Raw genomic sequence first — 25,066 nt, forward strand, 5'->3', positions numbered from 1 at the left:
CCCGTCATACTTCAAGCCGCATATGCGTTGGCTGCGTTCAATCACCCGAATCACTTACTAATGTAAGCTCATCAGGATTCTCTCGCTTGCCGCCTTCTTGCAACTCGAATTATTTTGGGTTGTATTTTATTCTAGTTCAGTCACCACTGAGCCAGAGGTAAGAAACGAAAAGTGGAGAAAAAAGCCCATTATGAAATGGGCCAAAAGTTTCCACGGCAACAAAAAACTAAAAACAATTAAACGCTGTAGTACAGTTCGAATTCAACTGGATGCGGGGTCATACGAACGCGGTCCATTTCTTCTTTACGCAGCTCGATGTAAGCATCGATAGCATCGTCAGTGAACACGCCACCACGGGTCAGGAACTCGCGGTCTTCGTTCAGTGCAGCCATTGCTTCGTCCAGTGAACCTGCAACTTTTGGAATTTCAGCTTCTTCTTCCGGTGGCAAGTCATACAGGTTTTTATCCATCGCATCACCAGGGTGAATTTTGTTGATGATGCCATCAAGGCCAGCCATCAGCAGTGCTGCGAAGCACAGGTACGGGTTAGCTGCTGGGTCTGGGAAGCGTGCTTCAATACGACGCGCTTTCGGACTGGCAACGACAGGGATACGGATAGACGCTGAACGGTTACGGGCAGAGTATGCCAGCATGACCGGTGCTTCGTAGCCAGGGACCAAGCGTTTGTAAGAGTTAGTCGTTGGGTTAGCCAAGGCGTTAATAGCTTTTGCGTGCTTGATGATACCGCCGATATAGAACAGCGCCATTTCAGACAGGCCAGCATATTTGTCACCGGCGAACAAGTTAGTGCCGTTCTTAGACAAAGACATATGGCAGTGCATGCCTGAACCATTATCACCGAACATAGGTTTTGGCATGAAAGTCGCTGTTTTACCAAACGCATGTGCCACGTTGTGCACCACATATTTGTAAATCTGAATTTCGTCAGCTTTCTTGGTCATGGTATTGAAGCGAGTCGCCACTTCGTTCTGACCGGCTGTTGCCACTTCATGGTGGTGCGCTTCAACAACAAGACCCATTTCTTCCATGGTTAAACACATGGTAGAACGCAAATCCTGTGAAGAATCGACCGGAGGAACAGGGAAGTAACCGCCTTTTACTGCTGGACGGTGGCCTTTGTTGCCGCCTTCGTATTTGGTGCTGGAGTTCCATGCGCCTTCGATATCGTCGATAGCGACGTGGGAACCACGGATGCTGCTACCAAAACGAACGTCGTCGAACAGGAAGAATTCTGGCTCAGGCCCAAACAACACGGTATCTGCGATACCAGAAGATTTTAGGAATTCTTCTGCGCGTTTGGAGATAGAGCGCGGGTCGCGGTCATAACCTTGCAGGGTGCCTGGCTCGAGAATGTCACAACGGATAATCAGTGTGGAATCTTCGAAGAACGGGTCCATAACAGCGGTGCTGGCATCTGGCATCAGTACCATGTCGGATTCGTTAATGCCTTTCCAGCCACCAATCGAGGAGCCATCAAACATTTTGCCTTCTTCGAAGAAGTCAGCGTTGACCTGATGAGCTGGAATAGTGATGTGCTGTTCTTTCCCTTTAGTATCGGTGAAGCGCAAATCAACAAATTTCACTTCGTGCTCATTCAGCATCGTCAAAACATGTTCAGCGGACATACTTATATCTCCTGGATTTGTCATAGTCGTCGTCGTGGAACGATTACCGTGTGTACTGAGGTTTACAACACCCTTGGGTATATGGTGTTCAGTTATTCATGCTAGAATGCATTGCGAAATCTATGCCAACTTTCCAAACCCCCCGTTTATGCCATATCATAGGGGTCTGCTGATATTCAGTATGCACCAGGATAGTTATATTGCACTATTTTGATGCTTCATTTGCGCCGTTGGGCACCGTATTGGTGCAAGAGTGGGCCGAGAGGCTATTTTTGCACCGTGAAAGGGATCACAAACACACCGCCGTTAGGTTGTTTATAAGAGAAGTTTGTGATCTTGTTTAGTCCCTCGCCTAATACGTGTACAATAGCGCGCTATTTCTAAATGCCTGAGGCAAAAAAGCTGTGATCGAGAATCTGCGTAACATCGCCATTATTGCGCACGTTGACCATGGGAAAACTACCCTGGTTGATAAGTTGCTACAACAATCTGGTACTTTCGGTGAACGTACTGAAGCAACTGAACGTGTAATGGACTCCAACGATTTGGAGAAAGAGCGTGGGATAACTATCCTCGCGAAAAATACTGCCATTAAATGGAAAGACTACCGCATCAACATCGTGGATACTCCAGGACACGCCGATTTCGGCGGTGAAGTTGAGCGTGTAATGTCTATGGTTGACTCTGTGCTGCTGGTCGTCGACGCAATGGATGGCCCGATGCCGCAGACCCGTTTCGTGACCAAAAAAGCTTTTGCTAACGGTCTGAAACCAATCGTGGTAATCAACAAAGTTGACCGTCCGGGCGCACGTCCTGACTGGGTTGTGGATCAGGTGTTTGACCTGTTCGTCAACCTGGATGCAACTGACGAACAACTGGACTTCCCTATCATTTATGCATCAGCATTGATGGGTATTGCGGGTGAAGACCACAATGATATGGCGGCAGACATGACTCCGTTGTATCAAGCTATCGTTGACCATGTATCTGCACCACAAGTTGAGCTTGAAGCTCCGTTCCAGATGCAGATCTCTCAGCTGGATTACAACAACTATGTTGGTGTTATCGGCATCGGTCGTATCAAACGCGGTAAAGTTAAGCCAAACCAGCAAGTCACTATCATTGATAGTGAAGGTAAGACGCGTAACGGTAAAGTCGGTAAAGTTCTGACTCACATGGGTCTGGAGCGTATCGAAGCTACCGAAGCTGAAGCTGGCGACATCGTGGCTATCACCGGTCTGGGTGAGTTGAACATCTCCGACACTATCTGTGACGTTAATGCTGTTGAAGCATTGCCAGCACTGTCTGTTGATGAACCCACCGTTACCATGTATTTCTGCGTTAACACCTCTCCGTTCTGTGGTAAAGAAGGTAAGTATGTGACTTCACGTCAAATTCTTGACCGTCTGAACAAAGAGCTGATTCATAACGTAGCATTGCGTGTTGAAGAAACTGAAGATTCTGATGCGTTCCGCGTATCTGGCCGTGGTGAGCTTCACCTGTCGGTTCTGATCGAAAACATGCGTCGCGAAGGTTTCGAGCTGGCTGTATCTCGTCCTAAAGTAATCAACCGTGTTATCGACGGCCGCAATCAAGAACCATTTGAAAGCGTAACTTTGGATATCGAAGAACAGCACCAGGGTTCAGTCATGCAAGCCATGGGTGAACGTAAAGGCGATGTGAAGGACATGGTTCCGGACGGCAAAGGTCGTATTCGTCTGGATTATATGATCCCAAGCCGTGGCCTGATTGGCTTCCGTACTGAATTCATGACCATGACTTCAGGTACTGGTCTGCTGTACTCCACATTCAGTCATTATGATGATGTGCGTCCAGGCGAGATCGGCCAACGTCAAAACGGCGTGCTGATTTCTAACGGTCAGGGTAAAGCTGTTGCGTTTGCATTGTTCAAACTGCAAGACCGCGGCAAACTGTTCATCGGTCACGGTACAGAAGTGTATGAAGGCCAAATCATCGGTATTCACTCACGTTCTAATGACCTGACTGTAAACTGTTTGACTGGTAAGCAGCTGACCAACATGCGTGCATCGGGTACTGACGAAGCAACCACTCTGGTTCCTTTCCTGAAGAAAACTCTGGAACAGGCTCTGGAATTCATTGATGACGATGAATTGGTTGAAGTTACCCCGCAATCGATCCGTATCCGTAAGCGCCATTTGACGGAAAACGATCGTAAGCGTGCAGGTCGTGGTCCTAAAGAAGGTTAATTCTTCTTGGTTCTACTGATACTTAGGGCGCTAGCAGCGCCCTGAGTTCTATCCCTTTCGTCCTTGAAGCTGCAACTGTGTTAGCTTCGCTCACTAACCCGAATCACTTACCTGAGTAAGCTCATCGGGATAAGTTCACTTGCTGCCTTGTTGCAACTCCAAGGTTTTTGAGGATACATCCTATTTTTTTGCCATTGTTATAAAAATATTATTTTTCCTGACTGACCCCTCCTTTTTGTCCCTCTCTCTATTCAGTTTTCTTTTTTCCCGTTACAGTAAAACCCACCATCTAATTGGGAGAGCGCCATGCTGTATATCTTTGATCTAGGGAATGTGATTGTTGATATCGACTTCAAACGTGTGTTGGGCGTATGGAGTAAATTAAGCAGTGTCCCGTTGGCGACACTGAGTGAGCGCTTTACGATGGGAGATGTCTTCCAGCAGCATGAGCGCGGTGAAATCAGCGATGAGGATTTTGCCCGCCAGCTGAGTGACGAGATGGGGCTATCGTTGAGTTTCGAACAGTTTGCTGAAGGTTGGCAGGCGGTATTTGTGGCTTTACGCCCTGAAGTTATTGCGATCATGCAAAAGTTACGGGCCGAAGGGCACCGGGTAGTGGTGTTATCTAATACTAATCGCCTGCATTGCAATTACTGGCCACAGCACTACCCTGAAGTTGCCGCTGCTGCTGATCATCTGTATTTGTCCCAAGATTTGGGAATGCGCAAACCTGAAGCCAGAATTTATCAACATGTATTGAGCGCGGAAAATATCCCCGCGGAACAAGCTGTGTTTTTTGATGATGTTGAGGCGAATATTGTTGCGGCTAGAATCGAGGGCATTACCGGTATTCATGTCACTGACCGAAAGGTTATTCCTGCTTATTTTTCCTGATAAGTTCTTACTCGAGCCATTAGTGGGTTAGCCTTAAGCTGGCCCATCACCGAGCTTAACTGTGTTGACTGAGAGATAAATATGGCGAGTTTTCTACGTTTTCGCTTATCTGCATCTTTAAAACCCAGTATTACGTTCGGGCGAATGCTTTACACCCGAATTGATAAAGACGGCTTAACAATGCTGGCTGGGCATTTGGCCTATGTATCATTGCTGTCTCTGGTGCCCTTGATAACTGTGATTTTTGCCCTGTTTGCGGCTTTTCCGATGTTTGCTGATATCAGCATAAAATTGAAAGCCTTCATATTCGCTAATTTTATGCCTGCCACTGGCGACATCATTCAAAATTATCTTGAGCAATTTGTGGCGAACTCAAATCGCATGACAGTCGTGGGCACTTGCGGCTTGATTGTGACCGCGCTACTGCTGATTTACTCTGTCGACAGTGTGCTCAACATTATCTGGCGCAGTAAAGTTCACCGGTCATTGGTATTTTCATTTGCTGTTTATTGGATGGTGCTGACGTTAGGGCCGATTCTCGTCGGGGCCAGTATGGTGATCAGCTCGTATCTGCTGTCATTGCAATGGCTGGCAAATGCCCAGGTAGACAGCATGATCGACGAAACACTGCGGTTATTTCCGTTACTGATTTCTTGGGTTTCGTTTTGGTTATTGTACAGTGTGGTGCCAACGGTTCGGGTACCGGCCCGAGATGCTGTTATTGGCGCGCTGATTGCCGCATTACTTTTCGAGTTAGGTAAGAAAGGGTTCACAATGTACATCACCCTGTTTCCGTCTTATCAGCTGATTTACGGGGTGCTGGCCGTTATCCCTATCTTATTCCTCTGGGTTTACTGGAGTTGGTGCATTGTGTTGCTGGGGGCGGAAATAACCGTCACCTTGGGGGAATATCGTGCTCAGCGAGATAAAGCGAATATTGAGGAAAGCCAGAGTCAGGAGATGTAAGGCATTATGATTGCGTTGATTCAACGGGCGCTCAGCGCCAATGTCGTGGTTGATGGTAAGGTTGTGGGTGAAATTGGCCCTGGTTTGTTGGTATTACTCGGTGTCGAGCAAGATGATACCGAGCAAAAAGCGCAGCGCTTATGTGAAAAGGTTCTGGGTTACCGGGTTTTTGGTGATGAGAACGACAAAATGAACCTGAATGTCCAGCAAACTGGGGGCAGTGTGCTGGTGGTTTCACAATTTACGTTAGTGGCTGATACGCAAAAAGGTATGAGACCGAGCTTTTCACGTGGTGCAGTTCCCACAGAAGCTGCGCGGCTTTATGAGTATTTTGTTGCCCAGTGTAGCGAGCGTGGTGTAAAAACTGAAACGGGAAGATTTGCAGCGGATATGAAAGTTAGCCTCGTCAACGATGGCCCAGTGACTTTCTGGTTGCAAGTATAGAGACAGGGATATCGCCCAAGATTGAAGGTTATTTTATTGATAATTTTAAAGAGAGAATGCTCCTATGTATCACTTGCGTGTGCCCACAACAGAACAAGAACTTAAAGATTATTATCAATTCCGTTGGGAAATGTTACGCAAGCCGCTGCATCAACCGATCGGCTCTGAAAAAGATGCTTATGACGCGATGGCCCATCACCAAATGGTGGTGGATGAACAGGGAAAGCCTGTCGCTATTGGCCGTTTATATATAAATGCTGATAATGAGGCCGCTATTCGATTTCTGGCTGTGGACCCCACGGTTCGTGCCAAGGGTTTAGGGACGTTAGTCGCAATGACGTTGGAGTCAGTGGCGCGCCAGGAAGGGGTCAAGCGGGTAGTGTGTAGTGCTCGTGAAGATGCGGTCGATTTCTTCGCTAAGTTAGGTTTTGTCAGCCAGGGGGAGATAACGGCTCCGCAGACTACACCTGTTCGCCACTTCTTAATGATTAAGCCGGTGGTGACCATGGATGATATCTTGCATCGCCCTGATTGGTGTGGCCAGTTACAGCAGGCTTGGTACGACCATATCCCACTCAGCGAAAAAATGGGTGTGCGCATCAGTCAATATACGGGCCAGCGGTTTGTGACCACAATGCCAGAGGCGGGTAATCAGAACCCTCATCATACTTTATTTGCTGGTAGTCTTTTCTCGTTAGCGACGTTAACGGGCTGGGGGTTGATTTGGTTATTACTGCGTGAACGTCATTTGGGCGGCACAATTATTCTTGCTGATGCTCATATTCGCTACAGTTCCCCGGTCACCGGGCGACCACGAGCGGTTGCAGAGCTAAGTTCACTCAGTGGGGATCTGGATAGGTTAGCTCGTGGCCGCCGTGCCAGAGTGCAGCTAGACGTGAATTTATTTGGTGATGAAGATGCTGGCGCTGTATTCTCAGGAACTTACATGGTTCTACCTGTCGAAACAGGGAGTGATGGGGTTAACTAATTATCGCTTACCCGTTCATTAATAGCTGATGAGCGGGTAACGCGATAAGTGATAATAGTGAATTGTGAATTTATACTTATTTAATGTTGTAATCTTTCAGAATGTCATCACATATATTTCAGTTGTTAGTTCCACACCGTTTATTTTTATTAATATAATGGCAGTCATTCTTTTATTTCTAGCGCTATAAGATTTCAGGTTTCTTTCTTAAATTATTTCTTAATGTCACCTCTGAGTAAATAGAGTAAATAATACACTGGACGATATGTAGTAATCGTTATTTAATTACTCGCCGCTACCATTTTATTTTAGATTTTAATTGTCATTCTATCTTGGTTAGAGTGTTATTAATAATATTGTTTAATTATCAGATTGTCATTTTTAGTGATATTTATGATTTTTATTAAAGAGGGGAGTTAAGATGAATAAGGATTGGCATAGACAAGAAATATTGGCCGCTATACGCAAAAAGAAAGGTTCTCTCTCAGCATTATCCCGAGAGAGCGGGCTTTCCCCTGGAACATTGGCTAACGCACTGACACGCCCGTGGCCAAAGGGGGAAATGATTATCGCCGACGCTATTGGCATTACTCCGCAAGAGATATGGCCCAGTAGATTTATTGATTACCGCGGATGTAGCATTATTCGAAGAATAAGGAAAGTCTAGGAGGATAAAACGATGGATAAATCGTTATTAGATTCAGTTAAAATGTTAATACCATTTTGGGAAAATAGCTCAGAAGCTTGGGGGGTAAAGGATAGTAAATCAACATTTGTATATGCTAATAATAGATTTGGTGAGTTATTAGGGCTGCCTGATAAATTTAATGTGGAAGGGCGGTTAGATGGGGAACTTCCTGCCCCTACAGCAGAGTTTCAAGCTGAATTTCAAGAACATGACCGCCAAGCTATATTATCGCAAGAGCGAGCTACTACGATCGAAATACATGCATTTGAACGGCAGTCTTATTTTCAACCTTATTTTTGTGATAAATATCCGTTAATAGATGAACATGGCATAGCTCAGGGGCTTATTTTTCACGCAAGGCCAGTGCCAAATATCATTCTGATGCATTTAAATAAAATAAAAGTTCCAACTTCGCTTATATTTACGCCTCCATCTGAATCATTTTCTAAAAGAGAGTGGGAAATATTGTTTTATGTTTTACATTCATTTTCAAGTAAAGATATTGCTAAAAAACTCCATTTATCACCTAGGTCAGTCTGCAATATAATCCAAAGTATCTATAACAAGGCTGGAGTTACCAGTAAAAAGCAGATCATAGAATATTGTTATGAGAAGAAGATAAATAATTATGTCCCTCAAAGCTTCTTTGAATACTCAGGTTCTTTCCCGCTTATGTAGGAATAGTCTACTGCGCCGATTACATAAAATATTTAACGTAATCGGCGGTTGTGACTCAATGGCAATTTGGCAAGGCAGTATTAACCGCCCTTATTGCCCCGCTACGCCATGTACCTCGCCGTGCTGCATCACCTGATTAACTTGCTGCCCGTGGCTATCAGTGGCTTGCAGAGAGCCATTAAGGGTAGGTTTCAATGGTTTATCTGCTGCCAAATTACCTTTTATCTGTAATTTCAAATTACCCAACCCTTGCAACGGTAATGTTGGCCAGCCCCAGTTTTGTAAAATGTTAAGGTCGACAGAGCGGCCAGTCAGTGCGAGGGAGAAAGTTCTGGCTGGAGTTTGGTCCATAGTGGTGTTGGCTTCCAGTAATCCTTCTGGAGTGAAAGCACTTAAATCACTCACTGTAATTTGTTGCTCATTAGCGCTCAGAGCTAATGATGGGCGGCGGACATCGTTTTTATTAAAGGTCGCATTCCCGGCATTCAACATCAATGAACCAGACCATACTCCCCATTGATGATTTTTGGCGAGCAGTAAATGAGTCCCCGCGGCATCCAGTGACGTAATTTGGAACGGGAAATCTGGGCTGATATCAATCAACAAGTTACGGTTAGCACTTAACTTGCTGATATAGACCTCAGACAACCAGTTTGGCAGTGTTTGTTGCCATTGCTGCTTCCAGTCAGTGGGAAGGGTATAAACCAGAGCCACCAGTGTCAGCTCATCGAGTTGTAGGCGGTGGGTATCCCGCGCCCAGTTCCCCTGGGTTCTTAATAGACCATCTTGCCAACGAGTGGAGAACTGATTAATTGCTATCCCTGCTGGTGATAATGCTAATGTCGCGATAGGGTCAATCAGATGAATATTACCTTTAATAATGTCACCGGCATTAAGGGATAATTCCCCATCATCACTTTGCCAGTCACCTTGCTTAAACGTGATGTTTTTAAGGGTGAGATCTAAGTCATTAAACGCCCAATTTTTCCCTTCAACCCGCGCATCAATTAAATCAAAGCGTTTCAGCGTAATGGGCGGAAGTTGTAAAAATGTATTCCAGACATCTTCTAATGCTGCCGAGGTTTGTAGACGAATATTACTCAAGCGTAAGCTTCCGACCAGCCAACTTCCATCAGCGGATTGACTGGCATTGCCAGTCAGCTCCCCTTGCGCGATATCAGCCCCGAAGTTATTCAAAGTAAGTGTGTTTTTCTGTATTGAGCCTTGCAAATACAGTTTTTCAGCTGTGATGCCATTGATGCTCAAAGAACCCGCGCTGAACTGAAATTGGGCATTTTCACCCAGACTATTACCGGGCATTGGTTGCCAAGGGATCAGGCCGCCATTAACTTGTTGCCCAGCCACTGTCCACTGACCTGCCTGATTTTGCGGCTCAATAGTGGTATTGAGCGCCATATTGGTCAGCCTTAAAGTATCAGCCTGCAAGGGTAGCGGTGATGTGCTGTTATTGAGAGTTAAACTACCATTTTGCAAATTAAGGCTGAGAAGATGGCGAGGCTCGGTCAGTTGCTGCCAGCTCAGACCCAATACGGCCTGCTGGGCAATAAGAAACGCAGGCTGATTGGCCCGCCCGAGCGTGATATCAGTCAAGCTGACTTGCCCAGGTTGTGACCATGAGTGGTCTATTTTCCCCAGAGAAAGGCGATATTCGCTGTTATCACTGACCCAACGGCTTAACCAACCAGCAGCCCAGCTAGTCTGAAGCAATACATAGCACAGCACTATAGACAGTACTAATAGCAGTAATAACGTTAGCAGCACTTTCCCGAGAAATTTCATCCGGTATTTCCACGCCTGTCTGTATACGGAACTCTGTTTATGCCGCAAATTGTCCATTAGCTCAATAGACAATCAGTTATTGGAGCATAAAAAAATGGCCGGTGTCGTTTACGACCGGCCATTTCAGTGACGTATTAGCGTGAAGATTATTTTTCTTCTGGGAAGAGTAAGTTAAGTACGATGGCAGTAATACCGCCAGCTGCAATTCCAGAAGAAAGTAGGGTTTTAATCCAGTCAGGTGCAAATTGCAGAATCAGTGGTTGCTGTGCCACACCCATACCGACCGCCAATGACAACGCCATAATCATAATCGCGCGGCGATTAAGGGTTTCGCGAGAAACGATCCGCACTCCGGAAGCCGCAATCGTGCCGAACATCACGAGAGTTGCACCGCCCAGTACAGGTTCTGGAATATGTTGCACAAACCCAGCTACAGCAGGGAATAGCCCCAGAACAATCAGCATCAGTGCGACCACAAAACCGACATAGCGGCTGGCAACACCGGTCAACTGGATAACCCCATTATTTTGGCCGAAGCAGGAGTTAGGGAAGGTGTTGAACACGGCGGAAAGCATGGAGTTCAAGCCATTTGCTAACACACCGCCCTTCAGGCGTTTCATGTACAACGGGCCACGAACCGGTTGCTCTGATACATCCGAGGTTGCGGTGATATCCCCGATGGTTTCAAGTGAGGTCACCATGAAGATAAGCATCAGCGGCACCAGCAGGTTCCAATCAAAAGACAAACCATAGTACAGCGGCGTTGGGATGGTAATCAGGGCGGTGTCTACCACTGGGCGGCTTTCAGGCAACATGCCTAGCGTCCATGCCAACAGGTAACCCACCGCCATGGCGATAACTAGAGAGGCCACTCGTAGATACGGGTTGCGCTGGCGGTTCAGTAAAATAATCACCAGCAGCACGGAGCCGGCTAATAACAGATTTTTAGGTGCGCCAAAAGTATGGTCGCTCATCGCGCCATAACCGCCACCAATAGATGTCAGCCCAACTTGAATCAATGACAGGCCGATAATCATCACCACAATACCGGATACCAATGGAGTAATGATGCGGCGCGCCAGATGCAAGAAACGGGAAAGTATAATTTCGGTACAGGATGCAACCATCAAGGTGCCGAACAAGGCCGCCATCATGGTCGGGATATCAGCCCCACCATTTTTCAACGCCAAACCGCCCATAATCAGCGGAGCAACAAAGTTAAAACTGGTGCCCTGAATGGATAACAGGCCAGAGCCAATCGGCCCCCAGGTTTTAATTTGCAGCAGCGACGCCAGGCCGGAGGCAAACAGTGACATGCTGATAATGCGCTGGGTATCTTCCGCTGGCAGCCCCAACGCCTGACAAATTAACAGGCCGGGGGTTATCACCGCGACAAACATAGCCAATAAATGTTGGCATGCGGCAAACAGAGTTTGGGCGAGTGGCGGGCGGTCTTCTAAACGGTAAATGAGTTCGCTGGGGCGAGTTGTTGTCTGCTGTGGAGCATCAAGTTCGGCGGATTGCGTAGACATGGAGTGGCATTCCCGGATCGGCAAAGAGGGCATTTTAATGATCCGCTTCACAAAAGCAATCGGTTGCGCCGTATTTTCTTAAATATTCTTGTTTGGCGCTAGTTCATATTTTTCTTTTACTAAACTTGTAATTAAGAGCATTTTTTTTTCTAATCCCCCTCTTACTGCTTTGGCGTTTATTAAGGAATTGTCTAACGTCATATTTTTATTCGATATTTTAATCGCATGGAGTACCAAGATGTTTCATCTCGATACCTATGGCACGCTAGTCGCGGCCTGTCTGGTTTTATTGTTAGGCCGAAAACTCGTACAAACAGTCCCTTTTCTAAAAAAATACACTATTCCAGAACCGGTAGCGGGTGGTCTGCTGGTGGCTTTCATGATGCTACTGATGCAAAAGACCCTCGGTTGGGAAATCAGTTTTGATATGTCGCTGAAAGACCCCTTGATGTTGGCATTCTTTGCAACAATTGGCCTGAATGCTAACTTGGCGAGTTTGCGCGCCGGTGGCAAGGCCTTGAGTGTGTTTGTCTTTGTGGTCGTTGGCTTGCTACTGATGCAGAACGCGATTGGCATTGCTCTCGCGAAGCTGATGGGATTGGATCCGCTAATGGGCTTATTGGCCGGTTCAATTACGTTGTCAGGTGGACACGGTACCGGTGCAGCATGGAGTAAAGTGTTTGCTGAACGCTATGGTTTTGAAAATGCAACTGAAGTTGCTATGGCCTGTGCAACATTTGGCTTAGTGCTCGGCGGATTGATTGGTGGCCCGGTTGCTCGCTATCTGGTCAAACACTCTTCCACACCAGATGGCACCCCAGAGGACAGCGAAGTACCTTCCGCTTTTGAAAAGCCTTCTGCGGGCCGCATGATAACTTCATTGGTACTGGTCGAAACCATCGCCATGATTGCAATTTGCCTGATGGCTGGCCAAGTAATTTCTGGTGCGTTACTGGGCTCGATGTTTGAATTACCGACCTTTGTTTGTGTGTTATTCGTCGGAGTTATTCTCAGTAACACGCTCGCGGTCATCGGCTTCTATAAAGTCTTTGATCGCGCAGTTTCGGTGTTGGGGAATGTCAGTTTGTCACTGTTCCTGGCAATGGCTTTGATGAGCCTGAAACTGTGGGAGCTGGCTTCACTGGCATTGCCGATGTTGGTTATCTTGTCGGTACAGGCATTGGCGATGGCGCTGTACGCTATCTTCGTCACTTATCGGTTGATGGGTAAAAACTATGATGCGGCAGTGTTAGCGGCGGGCCATTGTGGTTTTGGTTTAGGTGCGACGCCGACGGCCATTGCGAATATGCAGGCCATTACTGACCGTTTCGGTCCATCACATTTAGCTTTCTTAGTGGTGCCAATGGTCGGTGCGTTCTTTATTGATATCGTCAATGTGATCGTGATTAAGCTTTATCTGTTACTACCAATCTTCCCTGCGGTAGTGGGATAATTCAGTTGTAAGGTAATAGTCTTAAGGGGCGGATAAAACCGCCCTTTAATCATCAAGCATTGGTATAACGCGTTCGCTCTGGTAGCCAGCGTTCTATTAATGCCTGTGCATGTTCGGGATATTGTTGATGCAGGTGGCGAGCTACTCTTTGCACTTCTGGAATCATGGCCTGATCACGCAGTAAATCAGCCACTTTAAACTCGGCACTGCCGGTTTGGCGCGTCCCTAATAATTCGCCGGGGCCACGTATTTCTAAATCCCGCTGGGCGATAACAAAACCGTCATTACTGTCACGCAGCACTTGCAAGCGCATCTGAGCCGTTTTACTCAGCGGTGTTTTATACAGCAGAACACAGTGTGAAGCGACGGCTCCGCGGCCCACACGGCCACGTAACTGGTGCAATTGCGCTAACCCTAACCGCTCCGGATTATCGATAATCATCAAACTGGCATTCGGGACATCAACCCCAACTTCAATCACTGTGGTGGCCACCAATAATTGCAATTCACCCTGTTTGAAAGCCAGCATAACCGCCTGTTTTTCTGGCCCTTTCATCCGGCCGTGCACCAAACCGACTTTAATCTCCGGCAAGGCGATTTTCAGCTCCTCACAGGTGACTTCCGCGGCTTGGGCTTCTAGTAGCTCAGATTCTTCAATCAAGGTGCAGACCCAATAAGCTTGGCGGCCCTCTTCCAAACAGGCATTTTTGACCCGTTGAATGACATCACTGCGGCGAGTATCTGGAATTGCCACTGTCGTGACTGGGGTTCTACCTGGGGGAAGTTCGTCAATGACCGAGGTATCGAGATCAGCATAAGCCGTCATGGCCAGCGTTCGGGGGATGGGGGTTGCCGTCATAATCAACTGGTGTGGGTGGAAGCCTTGCTCTTCGCCCTTTTCCCATAATGCGAGCCGCTGATGAACACCAAAACGATGCTGCTCATCAATAATAACCAGTGCTAATCCAGAAAATTGTACTTGTTCCTGAAACATGGCGTGAGTACCCACGACCATAGAAACCTGACCGCTGGCAACCGCTTCTTGCTGTGCCAGCCGTGCTTTGCCTTTTTGTTTCCCAGCCAGCCAGCCGACTTGTAAACCTAACGGCTCCAGCCATTGACGAAAAGTATTGGCATGCTGTTCAGCCAGTAACTCAGTGGGAGCCATCAACGCGACCTGCTTACCGTGGGCAATAGCACGCAGTGCGGCCAGTGCGGCAACCAATGTTTTACCCGAGCCGACATCTCCTTGAATCAACCGCATCATAGGGAAATCATGGGTCATATCTTGTTCGATTTCCGCGACAACCCGCTGTTGGGCATGGGTTGGTGTGAAAGGCAGTGCTGCAAGAAAACGTTGTTTAAGTTGTTCTTCGGGCAATAAGGAAAGCGCCCGATAGCTTTGTGCTCCTGCCCTGACCGCCAACATGCTGAGGTTGTGGGCTAGCAGTTCTTCCATTATCAACCGCCGCTGCGCGGGATGCTTGCCCTGTTCTAGATCGGCTAGTTGAATATCTGCTGGTGGGCTATGCAAAGTATGAATGGCTTCTGGCAGGCTAATCAGCGAGCGGCTCAATTCAATAGGTAACAATTCGGCAATGACGCTGGAATCCAGCATCGCCAGAGCTTGATCAATAAGTTTACGCAAAGTCGCCTGACGAATACCTTCCGTAGTGGGGTAAACGGGGGTCAATGACTCTTGTAATTCAACACCGATATTTTCGCCATGCACCCGATATTCTGGGTGAATGATTTCAGGGCCAGTATTACCCCGTTTAGCTTCACCATAGGCAATCACATGTTTACCCGGTGATAAGCTATTTTTCATCGCGGCATTGAAGTTGAAAAAGCGCAGGGTGAGCACACCGCTACCGTCACTGATTTGGCAGGTCATCATGCGGCGGCGACCAAAACTGATATCAGAACGGAGAACTTCACCTTCAACAGTGACGGAAAGGCCAGGCAACAAATCGCCAATTCGGTATAGTCGTGTGCGATCTTCGTAACGTAGCGGAAGGTGAAGCAGCAGGTCTTGAATAGTTTCCAGGCCCATCTTAGCCAGTTTCCCAGCCTGACTTGCGCCAACCCCGGAAAGTGTACTGAGAGGCACGGCATCCAGTAGGCGGCCTTTCATTTAAGACTCCTGGATTGCATGGCGGACCACCATTGCTCATCAGCGATAACTTGGCCCTGCTCATCAATATGAGGCCGGGGAAGCCCTTTGCGTTTAGCCACTTGCGCCAGCACCGGGTAGCCACCTTCGAATAATAGCCGCTGTTGCTCATCCTCTGACAAAACACTTTGTGTTCGCCGATACATACCGGCATTTTGCCGCTGCCGTTGGGCTTCATATAAAATGAGTGCTGAAGCGACTGATACATTCAGGGATTGCACCATCCCGATCATCGGAATAATGATATCTTTATCCGCCATTGCCAAAGCTTCTTTAGATATCCCTGTTTTTTCCTGCCCCATTAAAATACAGGTGGGACGAGTATAATCGATTTCACGAAAATCAACTGCTTTATCAGATAGATGAGTCGCGAGTATTTGCATACCTTGCGATTTTAGATGAGTTATGGCTTCGGTAATATCAGAATGTGTTTTTACCTGAACCCAACTGTTGCTACCGGCCGCCGAAGAGAGTCGCGTGTACATTTCAGGGGTAGGCCAAATCGCGTGAATCTGATGAATACCGACGGCATCAGCAGTGCGAATAATCGCGGAGACATTATGAGGTTTATGTACTTGCTCCAGACAAACCGTCAGGTCCGGCTGCCTGGTAGCAAGCATTTCACAAATCCGCGCATAGCGTTGAGGATTCATAGGCGTTAATTACGGTTGCGGCTGACTTTGACCACATCTGGCATGATACGAATTTTACGCATAATGTTAGCCAGATGGACTCGGTCACGAGTAGTCAGGCGAATAAAGGCACTGTATACCCGGCCATCTTTCTCTTCAGTATTCAGGCTCTGAATATTCGATTCGGCCGCATTAATTGCCGCAGTCAGATTGGCCAAGGCACCTTGCTGGTTGAACATATCGACTTTAATTTCAGCAATAAACTCTTGCTCAGTCTCTTGGTCCCATTCAACCGCCATAAACTTCTCTGGCTCTTTTTGGTAGCCACGGATATTACGGCAGGATTCATGATGAATGACCAAACCTTTGCCGGGGCTTATATGGGCGATAATTGGGTCACCTGGAATTGGACGGCAGCACTTGGCAAAGGTAATCAGGACACCATCAGCACCTTTAATTGCCAGGTTACGGGTACCAGAACTCGCCAAGGTGGAGGGGTCACCCAATAGGTTTTTCGCCACCACCACACTCATTGCGTTACCCAACCCGATTTCTGCCAACAAGTCATCCAGCGTCGCCAACTTCATACGATCCAGTTCATGTTTGATATTTTCTTCAGAAATATCAGACAGTTTTCGACCATTACCTAAAGCATGATTCAATAATCGGCGGCCAAGGCTTACCGATTCATCACGTTTAAGGTTTTTCAGCAATTGACGAATTTTGGCGCGAGCTTTCGAGCTGACAACAAAATTCAGCCAGGCGGCATTTGGTCGTGCACCCGGAGCGGTAATGATCTCAACAGTTTGGCCACTGCTTAGTGACTGAGAAAGCGGATAGGGCTGGCGATCAACGCGTGCGCCGACACAGGCATGACCAATATCGGTATGCACGGCATAAGCAAAATCGACAGGCGTTGCACCGGCAGGCAATTCAACAATGCGCCCTTCCGGGGTGAAAACGTAAATCTCATCAGGGAACAAATCAGATTTTACACTTTCAATAAATTCAAACGAGCTGCCCGCGCTTTGCTGTAATTCCAGCAAGCTTTGCATCCAGCGCTGAGCGCGGATCTGTGCGGTAGTACCGGACTCACCTTGCTCTTTATAAGCCCAGTGTGCCGCAACCCCCATTTCGGCCATCTGATCCATATCTTCAGTACGGATTTGTACCTCTACCGGAACCCCATGAGGGCCGATTAATGAGGTATGCAATGATTGATAGCCGTTAGCCTTAGGGATGGCAATATAGTCTTTTACTCGGCCAGGGCGGGGTTTATACAGGCTATGAGCTTGCCCCAGCACGCGATAGCAAGTATCAACTTCTTTAACGATAACCCGAAAGGCATAGATATCCATGATGGAGTGAAAACGCTGCTCCTTCAGGTTCATCTTGCAATAGATGGAATAGAGATGCTTTTCTCGACCACTGACGCGGCAAGGTATTCCTGCTTCTGTCAGACGCCCTTCAATCTCCGCCAAGATTTTTTGGATCATCTCTTTGCGGTTACCGCGTGCGGCTTTCACCACTTCTTTAATCACGCGGTAGCGATTAGGATAAAGCGCTTCAAAACCTAGCTCTTCCAGCTCAGTTTTTAAATGGTGAATACCCAATCGGTGTGCCAGTGGGCTATATATTTCAAGGGTTTCGCGGGCAATACGGCGACGTTTATCCGGGCGTAAGGAACCCAACGTTCGCATGTTATGGGTGCGGTCAGCCAGTTTGATCAAAATGACGCGGATATCCTGCACCATCGCCATGATCATTTTGCGGAAATTCTCCGCCTGGGCTTCTTTCTTATCGCGGAAGTTCAGTTTATCGAGTTTAGAAACACCCTCGACCAGTTCGGCTACGCTTTTCCCGAACAACTGCTCCATATCTTGATAGGTAGCTGGTGTGTCTTCAATGACGTCATGTAACAGCGCCGCCATTAAGGTTTCGTAATCGAGCCGCATCTCCGCAAGAATACAGGCCACAGCAACCGGGTGAGTGATATAGGGCTCACCACTGGAGCGTGTCTGACCCTCGTGAGCATCACGTGCGACAAGGTATGCCTGTTTGAGGCGCTTAATCTGCTCCTCTGGCAGGTAACGTTGAATCAGCAGATTCAGGCTTTCAAACAGGTACAAAGTAGACTCGCTGTCTAATTAACGACGACCTTCAGCAATCGCGGTTACCGCTTGGATCTCTGCGGCTTCCTGCTCTTGCTGTTCTTGGCGTTCACGTACATCGAGAATCTGATTTGTAATCAGGCCTTCTTCGATTTCGCGCAGCGCAATCACAGTAACTTTATCGTTTTCTTCTGGAACCAGTGCGTCTTTACCGCCGGACTGGATTTGACGTGCCCGACGAGCAGCGACCAACACCAGGTCAAAACGGTTACCAATTTTCTCTACAGCGTCTTGAACAGTTACGCGTGCCATAATTCTGCTACTCCACAGGTGACGAAATGACTGGGCATGATACTGAAACTCTGTTCAGTCTGCCAATAATTTGGTGATTAAAGCGTCATGCCGCTGTTTCTGGCGGCCTAAACGCAGTCGTTCGGCGCGAATAATGGTTTTCAGATCAGACAATGCCAGATTGAAATCATCATTTACGATTAAATAATCATATTCTGCGTAATGGGTCATCTCTGCGACAGCTTGCGCCATTCGCTTTGCAATAACCTCTTCGCTATCCTGCCCACGGCCACGTAAGCGGCGATCCAATTCTTCTTTGGATGGAGGCAAAATAAAAATACTGCGCGCGGTCGGCATTTTTGCACGGATTTGCTGTGCGCCTTGCCAGTCGATATCTAAAAACACGTCGACGCCGGTTGCGAGAATCTGCTCAATCGCCAGACGTGAGGTGCCATAGTAATTTTCAAAAACTTTGGCATGCTCAAGAAAAGCATCGTCATCAATCATCCGGCAAAACTCTTCCTTAGAAACAAAGAAGTAATGCTCGCCGTGATTCTCCCCTGGACGTATAGCACGTGTGGTATGAGAAACAGAAACCTGCGTGTCGTACAAAGGTTGTGTTTTTAACAAAGCCTGAATCAGGCTTGATTTCCCTGCCCCACTAGGTGCAGAAACTATGTATAGCGTGCCTTGAACCATGATGACGTTTCAGTTGATTAGGTTGATATGTAGAAAGCAGAAGTGTGAATCTCCGCACAGTATACACGGCTGTAACGCGTCATGCAGCGTTACAACACATTTCACCTCAATGTTTCTCCCATAAACAGCACGTTTTTATGATTTTGCGGGGAGCATTGCGTAATTCCAGCTTGTTGCAGCAAGCGTAAAAGTATTATTCGGTCACCTACGCATTTAAGTTTTTCCCTCTTCGACGGGCGAGCTATTTCAGGTTTTACTGCCTGCCAGCAAAGGGAGGTACTGACGAATGCACAAAAAATTGAAAATACTAATCCTGCTTATTGTTGGTTTTATAAATGGGGGGGTCAGAGCGGAGTCTGTGTGCACTAAATGGTCAGAAGAAAGAATGTCAGGCGAAATTAATCTTCTGGAGAAGCAGCTCTTTCTGTGGGATGTGGCATATCACCAGCAAGGTATTAGCCTACTTCCTGATAATGTTTACGATCAATTGCAGGACAAATTGCATGGGTGGCGATCATGCCATGGGCTCCCGGATAAGAAGAATAGTACGTTGATAGCCGGTAACGGGAAGAGTCCTCATCCTGTTGCTCACACCGGCTTAAAAAAGCTTAAAGATGAAACTGCACTTATTGATTGGATGGCGGGGCGGAAAAATCTCTGGGTACAACCTAAAATAGATGGCGTTGCGGTCACACTGGTGTATCAAGCTGGAAACTTAACTCAAATTCTGAGCCGGGGAAATGGCTTGAAAGGTCAGGACTGGACGGATAAAGCACCGTTTATTTCTGCTATTCCTCAATATATTGCCGCAGCACCTCCTTTGTTAACTCTACAGGGAGAATTGTTCTTACAGATGGAGGGGCACCAACAAGCGCAATCGGGAGGTGTCAATGCTCGAGCTTCTGTTGCAGGTGCACTGATGCGCAAATCTGCAACCCCATTGCTGGCCAAACTGGGTATTTTTATTTGGGCATGGCCGGATGGGCCAAAAGGTATGAGGGAAAAAACCGAATTATTAAAAGAAATGGGTTTTCCTTTAACTGCTTATTACAGCGAATCCGTCTTTTCCGGTAGCGATGTTGCTCACTGGCGAAAGCTCTGGTTTGAAATGCCGCTACCTTTTGTGACTGATGGTGTGGTTATCCGTCAAGACGATGAACCCGCAGGGCGCTATTGGCACGCAACACCAGGAAACTGGTCTGTGGCATGGAAATATCCACCTCCCCAGCAAATAACTGAAATCAAAGATATCCATTTTACAGTTGGTCGTACTGGTAAAGTTACCGCTATTTTACAGGTTGTTCCGGTAAAAATTGATGACAAATGGATTCGTCGAGTCAATGTTGGGTCTATTGCTCGTTGGAAACAGTGGGATATTGTGCCGGGTGACCAAGTCACTATCACATTGGCTGGGCTGGGTATTCCACGATTGGATAATGTTGTCTGGCGAGTAAGTCAGCGGGACGAAATTACCCCACCGGCCGCAAATAAGTTCCATCAATTAAGTTGCTTTCGTCTTTTATCTGTTGAGTGCAAACCTCAATTTCTGGCTCGCTTAGCATGGCTTAGCGGCGCTAACGGGTTAGATATGCAGAATGTGGGAAGTGGGCTTTGGCGAGAGCTTGTCCATCATGGGCTTATTAATAGCCTGGTCGATTGGTTATCACTGTCTATAGAGCAGATTGCGGCAGTTCCTGGTATTGGGCAAGTTCGAGCAGAAAAGATTTATCTGCAATTTCAACTCGCCAGGCAACAGCCTTTTCCTCAATGGTTACAGGCTTTGGGATTCCCACAGGAAATACCTATTGATTCTCAGTGGTACTCTTTACAGCAACGGAGTATTACCGAATGGCGCTTAATATCAGGTATTGGGGCGGTGCGAGCAAAACAAATTAATCATTTTTTACATCATCCAGAAATCCAAATGATGGCTGATTTCTTATCGCAACAGGGTATTACAGGATTTCGGCCCGAAGAGTAATCATCTGGGATGAGCTTAATGTTCTGAATGTTCATATTTGAATACGGGCAGGCCAAGGCGGAATCTCAGTGCCAGCAACCGTGCGCTTAGCCCTGTGACCAGTGTAAGAATAATAACCCAGTTATGGGATAGCGGCGTGTATTGCTGCAGCGCTATGTAGATCCATGCAGCAGCAAACGAGATACCAGCATAAATTTCTTTCTGAAACACCAATGGAATGCAATTACAGAACATATCACGCAGGACACCGCCAAATACGCCAGTAATCACAGCAGCTATAGCCGCAATAATCGTACTATGACCCATATCGAGGGCGATTTGTGCGCCAATAATAGAAAAAACAATCAGTCCGATGGCATCAAGCACTAAAAATAAATGGCGCAAATGTTTCATTAATGGAGCCATCCAAGTTGTGATGATCGCAGCAACGGCGACAATCACAATATATTCAGGGTGCTTAACCCACCCAAGCGGATAGTGGCCCAGTAGCATATCTCTGACCGAGCCGCCACCGATAGCAGTTGCAGATGCAATGATAATGACGCCAAACATATCCATCTGACGTCGGCCTGCAGCCAGTGCTCCGGTCATGGCTTCAGCGGTGATACCGATAATATAAAGAACACTGAGTAGCATATTGAATATAATTTATTAAGGGCAGCATAGGTAGCAGCTTAGTCACTAAGCAAAAACGTCGCGACTGAGATTTTCTAAGTCACACATTTCAGATTATTTAATCTAATTAAAATATAAATTATCTTGTTGATATTTTTAAATAAAAAAATAATAACTGGTTTTTTGTTCATTAGTTTTTTTAGGGGGGTGAGTCAATTGTTAAGATTAGGCGGGAGAGCTAACAGGTCATTTGATGAATATTCTACTTGATTGCAGAGTAACTCATCGAGTGGTAGTTTTTATCTCTATTTTATCTTTTATTTCAGTGGGATTTTTCATGGGTAAGTGTGTTGATTTGCGCCAATATCGGGCTGTGTTCTTGATTGGTATGGTAGCTATCGGAGCATTGCTGAGTGGTTGCATTGATAGAACAGATCAAGCCAATACAGTACCGGTGAAAGTAACATTTCCCTCCTGTATTAAAGGTGAACCGATGACACAAACAACTCTCTTCTTCGGTTTGAGCCGCCCTCATGGCCCAGTTATTTCTACCACTGAATGGCAGTCTTTTGTTGATAATGATGTAACCAGCCGCTTCAAAGATGGCTTGACAGTTATTGATGCTAAAGGGCAATGGTTGGGAAATGATGGCAATGTGACTAAAGAAAACAGTAAAGCGTTAATGCTTATCCATAAAGATGACAAAGAAAATGCAATAGAAGCACTGCGTTCCCGGTATAAACAGCAGTTTGCGCAAGAGTCTGTTATGCGTGTTGATACTATCGTATGTGTTGATTTCTAACGGCAAATATTGAGTTTGAGCTTTTAGGCCCTTTATCTCTCGATGGGAAATAAAAGGCCTGTAGTATCGCTAATTTTATGGGGCTAAACCGTGTTTTTGTTACAAGACCAGCCCGGCAATAGCAGCAGAAAGTAAGCTAACTAAAGTTGAACCATATACTAGCTTTAATCCGAATCGTGAAACTACATTACCTTGCTGCTCATTCAGCCCTTTAATAGCACCCGCTACAATCCCAATAGAGGCAAAATTAGCAAAAGAGACTAAAAATACAGAAAGAATACCCAAACCTCTTGGTGACATTTCGGCGGCAACTTTTTTCAGCTCAATCATGGCAACGAACTCATTCGCCACCAGTTTGGTAGCCATAATACTCCCAGCATGCAAAGCATCTTGAGCGGGGATGCCAATCAATAGAGCTAGTGGATAAAATAGATACCCCAGTACGCCTTGGAAACTGATGTTGAATAAGGTACTAAATAAAGCATTAATAGCTGAAATTATAGCAATAAACCCGATTAACATTGCGGCTATAATCATCGCGATTTTAAAACCAGCTAGAATATATTCTCCAAGCATTTCAAAAAAACTTTGATCTTCATGAAGCTTATTTAGCTTTAATTCTGGTTCTTCCGTGACAGGGTAAGGGTTAATAATAGAAAGTATAATAAAAGTGCTAAACATATTTAGTATGAGTGCTGTTACTACAAACTTTGGATCGAGCATGGTCATATAAGCACTGACAATCGACATGGAGACAGTCGACATTGCAGTGGCCGCCATGGTGTACATTCTGCGCGGCGAGATATCGGCAATAATGCCTTTATAGGCAATGAAATTCTCTGACTGACCCAGAATTAATGTGCTTACGGCGTTAAAAGACTCCAGTTTGCCCATACCATTTACTTTGGATAACAAAGTGCCGACAATCCGTATGATGAGCGGTAATATGCGAAAATGTTGTAAAATACCAATCAATGCAGATACGAAAATAATTGGACAAAGAACATTCAAAAATATAAATGCCAGGCCTTGCTCATTCATTCCACCAAAAACAAAGCTGGTGCCAACTGAAGCAAACTTCATCAAGGATTCGAATAATCCAGCAAAATATTTTATCGCGCCTAACCCACTTTTTGAGTGTAAAAAGAAATATGCCAGTAAGATTTCTATTATTAGTAACTGAAAAATATAACGAAGTTTAATGTTTTTGCGGTCATGGCTAGCCAGTAAAGCCAATACTGCAATAGCAATCAGTGCCAAAAGAAAGTGCAGAATCTGCAGCATAAGAAATCCGTCAGGGCTAAAAATTTAGCCAGCATTTTATCCATATTGATAGATTTTTTTCATCTGAAATTCGATCTTCTTGAAAATATATATTCCACTTATTCTCTAATAGTGCCTTAAATATTCCGGTTGTTTAAATTTTTACTGCTTTTTTCATCATTTATCCATTGGGTGACTCACTATTTATCTGCCCGCTTAAATTGCCACCATTAAGGCAAATTTAGCACTTCCTCAAGAAGGCTAAGGCGATAGCACCATCTGTGTTTAACTCACCTATAGGATAGAATATGAACATGATTAATCTCCCTAGTTGCCGTTCTTTTACTGAAGCTGGCCATTTATCTCAAATATCGGCTTATTACGAAGAAAGCCGCAATACCATGTGGATGTTGTTGCGTGCTCATCCTCGTCCTTGTTTTAATCTTGAGTTAATTGAAAATATTATGACACTAGCGCAGGCCGCTAAAGAATCAACATTACCTATCGATTTTTGGGTAACAGGTTCGGTGGTGCCCAATATTTTTAATGTAGGGGGGGATTTAAACTTTTTCGCCCAAATGATCAGAAATCGTAAACGGGAAGCGTTAATGGCCTATGCGCGTGCTTGCGTAGATTGTGTTCATGCAGCTTCTCGTGGGTTTGATACTGGTGCCATCTCTATTGCAATGATTGAAGGAAGCGCATTGGGAGGGGGATTTGAAGCGGCATTAGCTCATCATTTTGTATTAGCACAAACGACCGCCAGAATGGGATTTCCGGAAATTGCATTTAATTTATTTCCGGGTATGGGGGGATATTCGCTGGTTGCCAGAAAAGCGGGTATGAAAGTCGCAGAGCAACTGATTTGGACAGGCGAATCTCATGCTGCAGAATGGTATGAGAGCCGGGGATTAATCGATAAGTTATTTCAGCCGGGGGATGCTTATCTTGCAACACGCACGTTTATAGACACAATCAAGCCTAAGCTAAATGGTATACGAGCTATGATTCGAGTGCGACAGCGTGTTCTACAATTAACGCGTTCTGAATTAATGGATATTACAGAAGATTGGGTTGATTCTGCATTGTCTATTGAGCCGAAAGATATCGCCTATATTGAACGGCTGGTTATGTTGCAAGACAGACATGCTTCGGGAGCGTCGAAAGCTATATAGTTTTTGC

At 46.2% G+C, this 25,066-nt stretch carries 21 protein-coding genes; 11 read left to right on the forward strand and 10 right to left on the reverse strand.

The genetic code is table 11. From position 1 onward, the window contains the following. Nucleotides 1–236 precede the first annotated feature (236 nt). Entirely contained in the window at nt 237–1,646 is a 1,410-nt protein-coding gene (glnA, locus tag DX162_RS07080) for a glutamate--ammonia ligase (RefSeq protein ID WP_004392048.1), read from the reverse strand. A 404-nt stretch (nt 1,647–2,050) separates the two neighbouring features. On the opposite strand from glnA, the gene typA reads away from it, so the two are divergent. The 7 genes from typA to DX162_RS07115 all read left to right on the forward strand — a co-directional run bounded on the left by typA (nt 2,051) and on the right by DX162_RS07115 (nt 8,532). Continuing rightward, entirely contained in the window at nt 2,051–3,874 is a 1,824-nt protein-coding gene (gene typA / locus DX162_RS07085) for a ribosome-dependent GTPase TypA (RefSeq protein ID WP_004392049.1), read from the forward strand. A 306-nt stretch (nt 3,875–4,180) separates the two neighbouring features. Further along, nucleotides 4,181–4,768, forward strand: a complete 588-nt coding sequence (yihX, locus tag DX162_RS07090; protein WP_004392050.1) for a glucose-1-phosphatase — start codon at nt 4,181–4,183, stop codon at nt 4,766–4,768. A gap of 81 nt (nt 4,769–4,849) precedes the next feature. Further along, the gene (locus DX162_RS07095) at nt 4,850–5,734 is read left to right on the forward strand and encodes a virulence factor BrkB family protein (RefSeq protein ID WP_032820618.1); all 885 of its coding nucleotides are present in this window, start codon (nt 4,850–4,852) and stop codon (nt 5,732–5,734) included. Between the two features lie 6 nt (nt 5,735–5,740). Further along, complete coding sequence (gene dtd, locus DX162_RS07100; protein WP_004392052.1) at nt 5,741–6,178, forward strand: D-aminoacyl-tRNA deacylase; 438 nt, start codon at nt 5,741–5,743, stop codon at nt 6,176–6,178. A gap of 64 nt (nt 6,179–6,242) precedes the next feature. Further along, complete coding sequence (fabY, locus tag DX162_RS07105) at nt 6,243–7,166, forward strand: fatty acid biosynthesis protein FabY (RefSeq protein ID WP_004392053.1); 924 nt, start codon at nt 6,243–6,245, stop codon at nt 7,164–7,166. A gap of 421 nt (nt 7,167–7,587) precedes the next feature. Continuing rightward, entirely contained in the window at nt 7,588–7,833 is a 246-nt protein-coding gene (locus DX162_RS07110; protein ID WP_032820620.1) for a helix-turn-helix domain-containing protein, read from the forward strand. Between the two features lie 12 nt (nt 7,834–7,845). Then, the gene (locus DX162_RS07115; protein ID WP_004392054.1) at nt 7,846–8,532 is read left to right on the forward strand and encodes a helix-turn-helix transcriptional regulator; all 687 of its coding nucleotides are present in this window, start codon (nt 7,846–7,848) and stop codon (nt 8,530–8,532) included. A gap of 90 nt (nt 8,533–8,622) precedes the next feature. On the opposite strand, the gene DX162_RS07120 is transcribed toward DX162_RS07115, so the two are convergent. Both DX162_RS07120 and DX162_RS07125 read right to left on the reverse strand, forming a co-directional pair. Continuing rightward, nucleotides 8,623–10,332, reverse strand: coding sequence for an AsmA family protein (locus tag DX162_RS07120; RefSeq protein ID WP_004392055.1), 1,710 nt, complete (start codon nt 10,330–10,332; stop codon nt 8,623–8,625). A 146-nt stretch (nt 10,333–10,478) separates the two neighbouring features. Continuing rightward, nucleotides 10,479–11,864: a uracil-xanthine permease family protein gene (locus DX162_RS07125; RefSeq protein WP_004392056.1), complete on the reverse strand. Its 1,386-nt coding sequence runs from the start codon at nt 11,862–11,864 to the stop codon at nt 10,479–10,481. Between the two features lie 238 nt (nt 11,865–12,102). Here DX162_RS07125 and gltS point away from each other — a divergent pair, with 238 nt between their 5' ends. Beyond that, a complete protein-coding gene (gene gltS / locus DX162_RS07130) occupies nt 12,103–13,317 on the forward strand; it encodes a sodium/glutamate symporter (RefSeq protein WP_049562889.1) in 1,215 nt (404 codons plus the stop codon). Between the two features lie 52 nt (nt 13,318–13,369). Here the strand turns inward: gltS and recG are convergent, their stop codons facing one another. The 5 genes from recG to gmk are packed head-to-tail and all read right to left on the reverse strand — an operon-like array spanning nt 13,370 to nt 19,223. Next, nucleotides 13,370–15,451, reverse strand: a complete 2,082-nt coding sequence (recG, locus tag DX162_RS07135) for an ATP-dependent DNA helicase RecG (protein WP_032820621.1) — start codon at nt 15,449–15,451, stop codon at nt 13,370–13,372. Then, a complete protein-coding gene (gene trmH, locus DX162_RS07140; protein WP_004392059.1) occupies nt 15,448–16,143 on the reverse strand; it encodes a tRNA (guanosine(18)-2'-O)-methyltransferase TrmH in 696 nt (231 codons plus the stop codon). The genes recG and trmH overlap by 4 nt, the downstream gene beginning before the upstream one ends. Before the next feature lie 5 nt (nt 16,144–16,148). Then, nucleotides 16,149–18,251 carry a bifunctional GTP diphosphokinase/guanosine-3',5'-bis pyrophosphate 3'-pyrophosphohydrolase gene (gene spoT, locus DX162_RS07145; protein WP_004392060.1) on the reverse strand — a complete coding sequence of 701 codons (2,103 nt, stop codon included), beginning with the start codon at nt 18,249–18,251 and terminating at the stop codon, nt 16,149–16,151. A gap of 18 nt (nt 18,252–18,269) precedes the next feature. Beyond that, nucleotides 18,270–18,545 (reverse strand): DNA-directed RNA polymerase subunit omega, encoded by a 276-nt coding sequence (gene rpoZ / locus DX162_RS07150; RefSeq protein WP_004392061.1) that lies wholly within the window; start codon nt 18,543–18,545, stop codon nt 18,270–18,272. Between the two features lie 54 nt (nt 18,546–18,599). After that, complete coding sequence (gene gmk, locus DX162_RS07155; protein ID WP_004392062.1) at nt 18,600–19,223, reverse strand: guanylate kinase; 624 nt, start codon at nt 19,221–19,223, stop codon at nt 18,600–18,602. A gap of 286 nt (nt 19,224–19,509) precedes the next feature. Here gmk and ligB point away from each other — a divergent pair, with 286 nt between their 5' ends. Next, a complete protein-coding gene (gene ligB, locus DX162_RS07160; RefSeq protein WP_098081029.1) occupies nt 19,510–21,204 on the forward strand; it encodes an NAD-dependent DNA ligase LigB in 1,695 nt (564 codons plus the stop codon). A 15-nt stretch (nt 21,205–21,219) separates the two neighbouring features. On the opposite strand, the gene DX162_RS07165 is transcribed toward ligB, so the two are convergent. Further along, entirely contained in the window at nt 21,220–21,840 is a 621-nt protein-coding gene (locus DX162_RS07165) for a trimeric intracellular cation channel family protein (protein ID WP_004392065.1), read from the reverse strand. A gap of 316 nt (nt 21,841–22,156) precedes the next feature. Between DX162_RS07165 and DX162_RS07170 the strand changes: the two genes are divergently transcribed. Further along, on the forward strand, nt 22,157–22,621 hold the full coding sequence (locus DX162_RS07170; protein ID WP_032820623.1) for a DUF3574 domain-containing protein: 465 nt from the start codon (nt 22,157–22,159) through the stop codon (nt 22,619–22,621). Between the two features lie 99 nt (nt 22,622–22,720). On the opposite strand, the gene DX162_RS07175 is transcribed toward DX162_RS07170, so the two are convergent. Beyond that, a complete protein-coding gene (locus tag DX162_RS07175; protein ID WP_004392069.1) occupies nt 22,721–23,905 on the reverse strand; it encodes a NupC/NupG family nucleoside CNT transporter in 1,185 nt (394 codons plus the stop codon). 287 nt (nt 23,906–24,192) lie between these two features. On the opposite strand from DX162_RS07175, the gene DX162_RS07180 reads away from it, so the two are divergent. Next, complete coding sequence (locus DX162_RS07180; RefSeq protein ID WP_004392070.1) at nt 24,193–25,059, forward strand: crotonase/enoyl-CoA hydratase family protein; 867 nt, start codon at nt 24,193–24,195, stop codon at nt 25,057–25,059. The last annotated feature ends 7 nt before the right edge of the window (nt 25,060–25,066 follow it).

The sequence above is a fragment of the Yersinia kristensenii genome, from assembly GCF_900460525.1.
In the GTDB taxonomy this organism is placed as follows: domain Bacteria; phylum Pseudomonadota; class Gammaproteobacteria; order Enterobacterales; family Enterobacteriaceae; genus Yersinia; species Yersinia kristensenii.

What these genes read in the sequence shown, in the direction of transcription:
- glnA (WP_004392048.1), bottom strand. Translation starts at nt 1,646, where the DNA reads ATGTCCGCTGAACATGTTTTGACGATGCTGAATGAGCACGAAGTGAAA.
- yihX (WP_004392050.1), top strand. Translation starts at nt 4,181, where the DNA reads ATGCTGTATATCTTTGATCTAGGGAATGTGATTGTTGATATCGACTTC.
- DX162_RS07095 (WP_032820618.1), top strand. Translation starts at nt 4,850, where the DNA reads ATGGCGAGTTTTCTACGTTTTCGCTTATCTGCATCTTTAAAACCCAGT.
- dtd (WP_004392052.1), top strand. Translation starts at nt 5,741, where the DNA reads ATGATTGCGTTGATTCAACGGGCGCTCAGCGCCAATGTCGTGGTTGAT.
- fabY (WP_004392053.1), top strand. Translation starts at nt 6,243, where the DNA reads ATGTATCACTTGCGTGTGCCCACAACAGAACAAGAACTTAAAGATTAT.
- DX162_RS07110 (WP_032820620.1), top strand. Translation starts at nt 7,588, where the DNA reads ATGAATAAGGATTGGCATAGACAAGAAATATTGGCCGCTATACGCAAA.
- DX162_RS07115 (WP_004392054.1), top strand. Translation starts at nt 7,846, where the DNA reads ATGGATAAATCGTTATTAGATTCAGTTAAAATGTTAATACCATTTTGG.
- DX162_RS07120 (WP_004392055.1), bottom strand. Translation starts at nt 10,332, where the DNA reads ATGAAATTTCTCGGGAAAGTGCTGCTAACGTTATTACTGCTATTAGTA.
- DX162_RS07125 (WP_004392056.1), bottom strand. Translation starts at nt 11,864, where the DNA reads ATGTCTACGCAATCCGCCGAACTTGATGCTCCACAGCAGACAACAACT.
- gltS (WP_049562889.1), top strand. Translation starts at nt 12,103, where the DNA reads ATGTTTCATCTCGATACCTATGGCACGCTAGTCGCGGCCTGTCTGGTT.
- recG (WP_032820621.1), bottom strand. Translation starts at nt 15,451, where the DNA reads ATGAAAGGCCGCCTACTGGATGCCGTGCCTCTCAGTACACTTTCCGGG.
- trmH (WP_004392059.1), bottom strand. Translation starts at nt 16,143, where the DNA reads ATGAATCCTCAACGCTATGCGCGGATTTGTGAAATGCTTGCTACCAGG.
- rpoZ (WP_004392061.1), bottom strand. Translation starts at nt 18,545, where the DNA reads ATGGCACGCGTAACTGTTCAAGACGCTGTAGAGAAAATTGGTAACCGT.
- gmk (WP_004392062.1), bottom strand. Translation starts at nt 19,223, where the DNA reads ATGGTTCAAGGCACGCTATACATAGTTTCTGCACCTAGTGGGGCAGGG.
- ligB (WP_098081029.1), top strand. Translation starts at nt 19,510, where the DNA reads ATGCACAAAAAATTGAAAATACTAATCCTGCTTATTGTTGGTTTTATA.
- DX162_RS07165 (WP_004392065.1), bottom strand. Translation starts at nt 21,840, where the DNA reads ATGCTACTCAGTGTTCTTTATATTATCGGTATCACCGCTGAAGCCATG.
- DX162_RS07170 (WP_032820623.1), top strand. Translation starts at nt 22,157, where the DNA reads ATGGGTAAGTGTGTTGATTTGCGCCAATATCGGGCTGTGTTCTTGATT.
- DX162_RS07175 (WP_004392069.1), bottom strand. Translation starts at nt 23,905, where the DNA reads ATGCTGCAGATTCTGCACTTTCTTTTGGCACTGATTGCTATTGCAGTA.
- DX162_RS07180 (WP_004392070.1), top strand. Translation starts at nt 24,193, where the DNA reads ATGAACATGATTAATCTCCCTAGTTGCCGTTCTTTTACTGAAGCTGGC.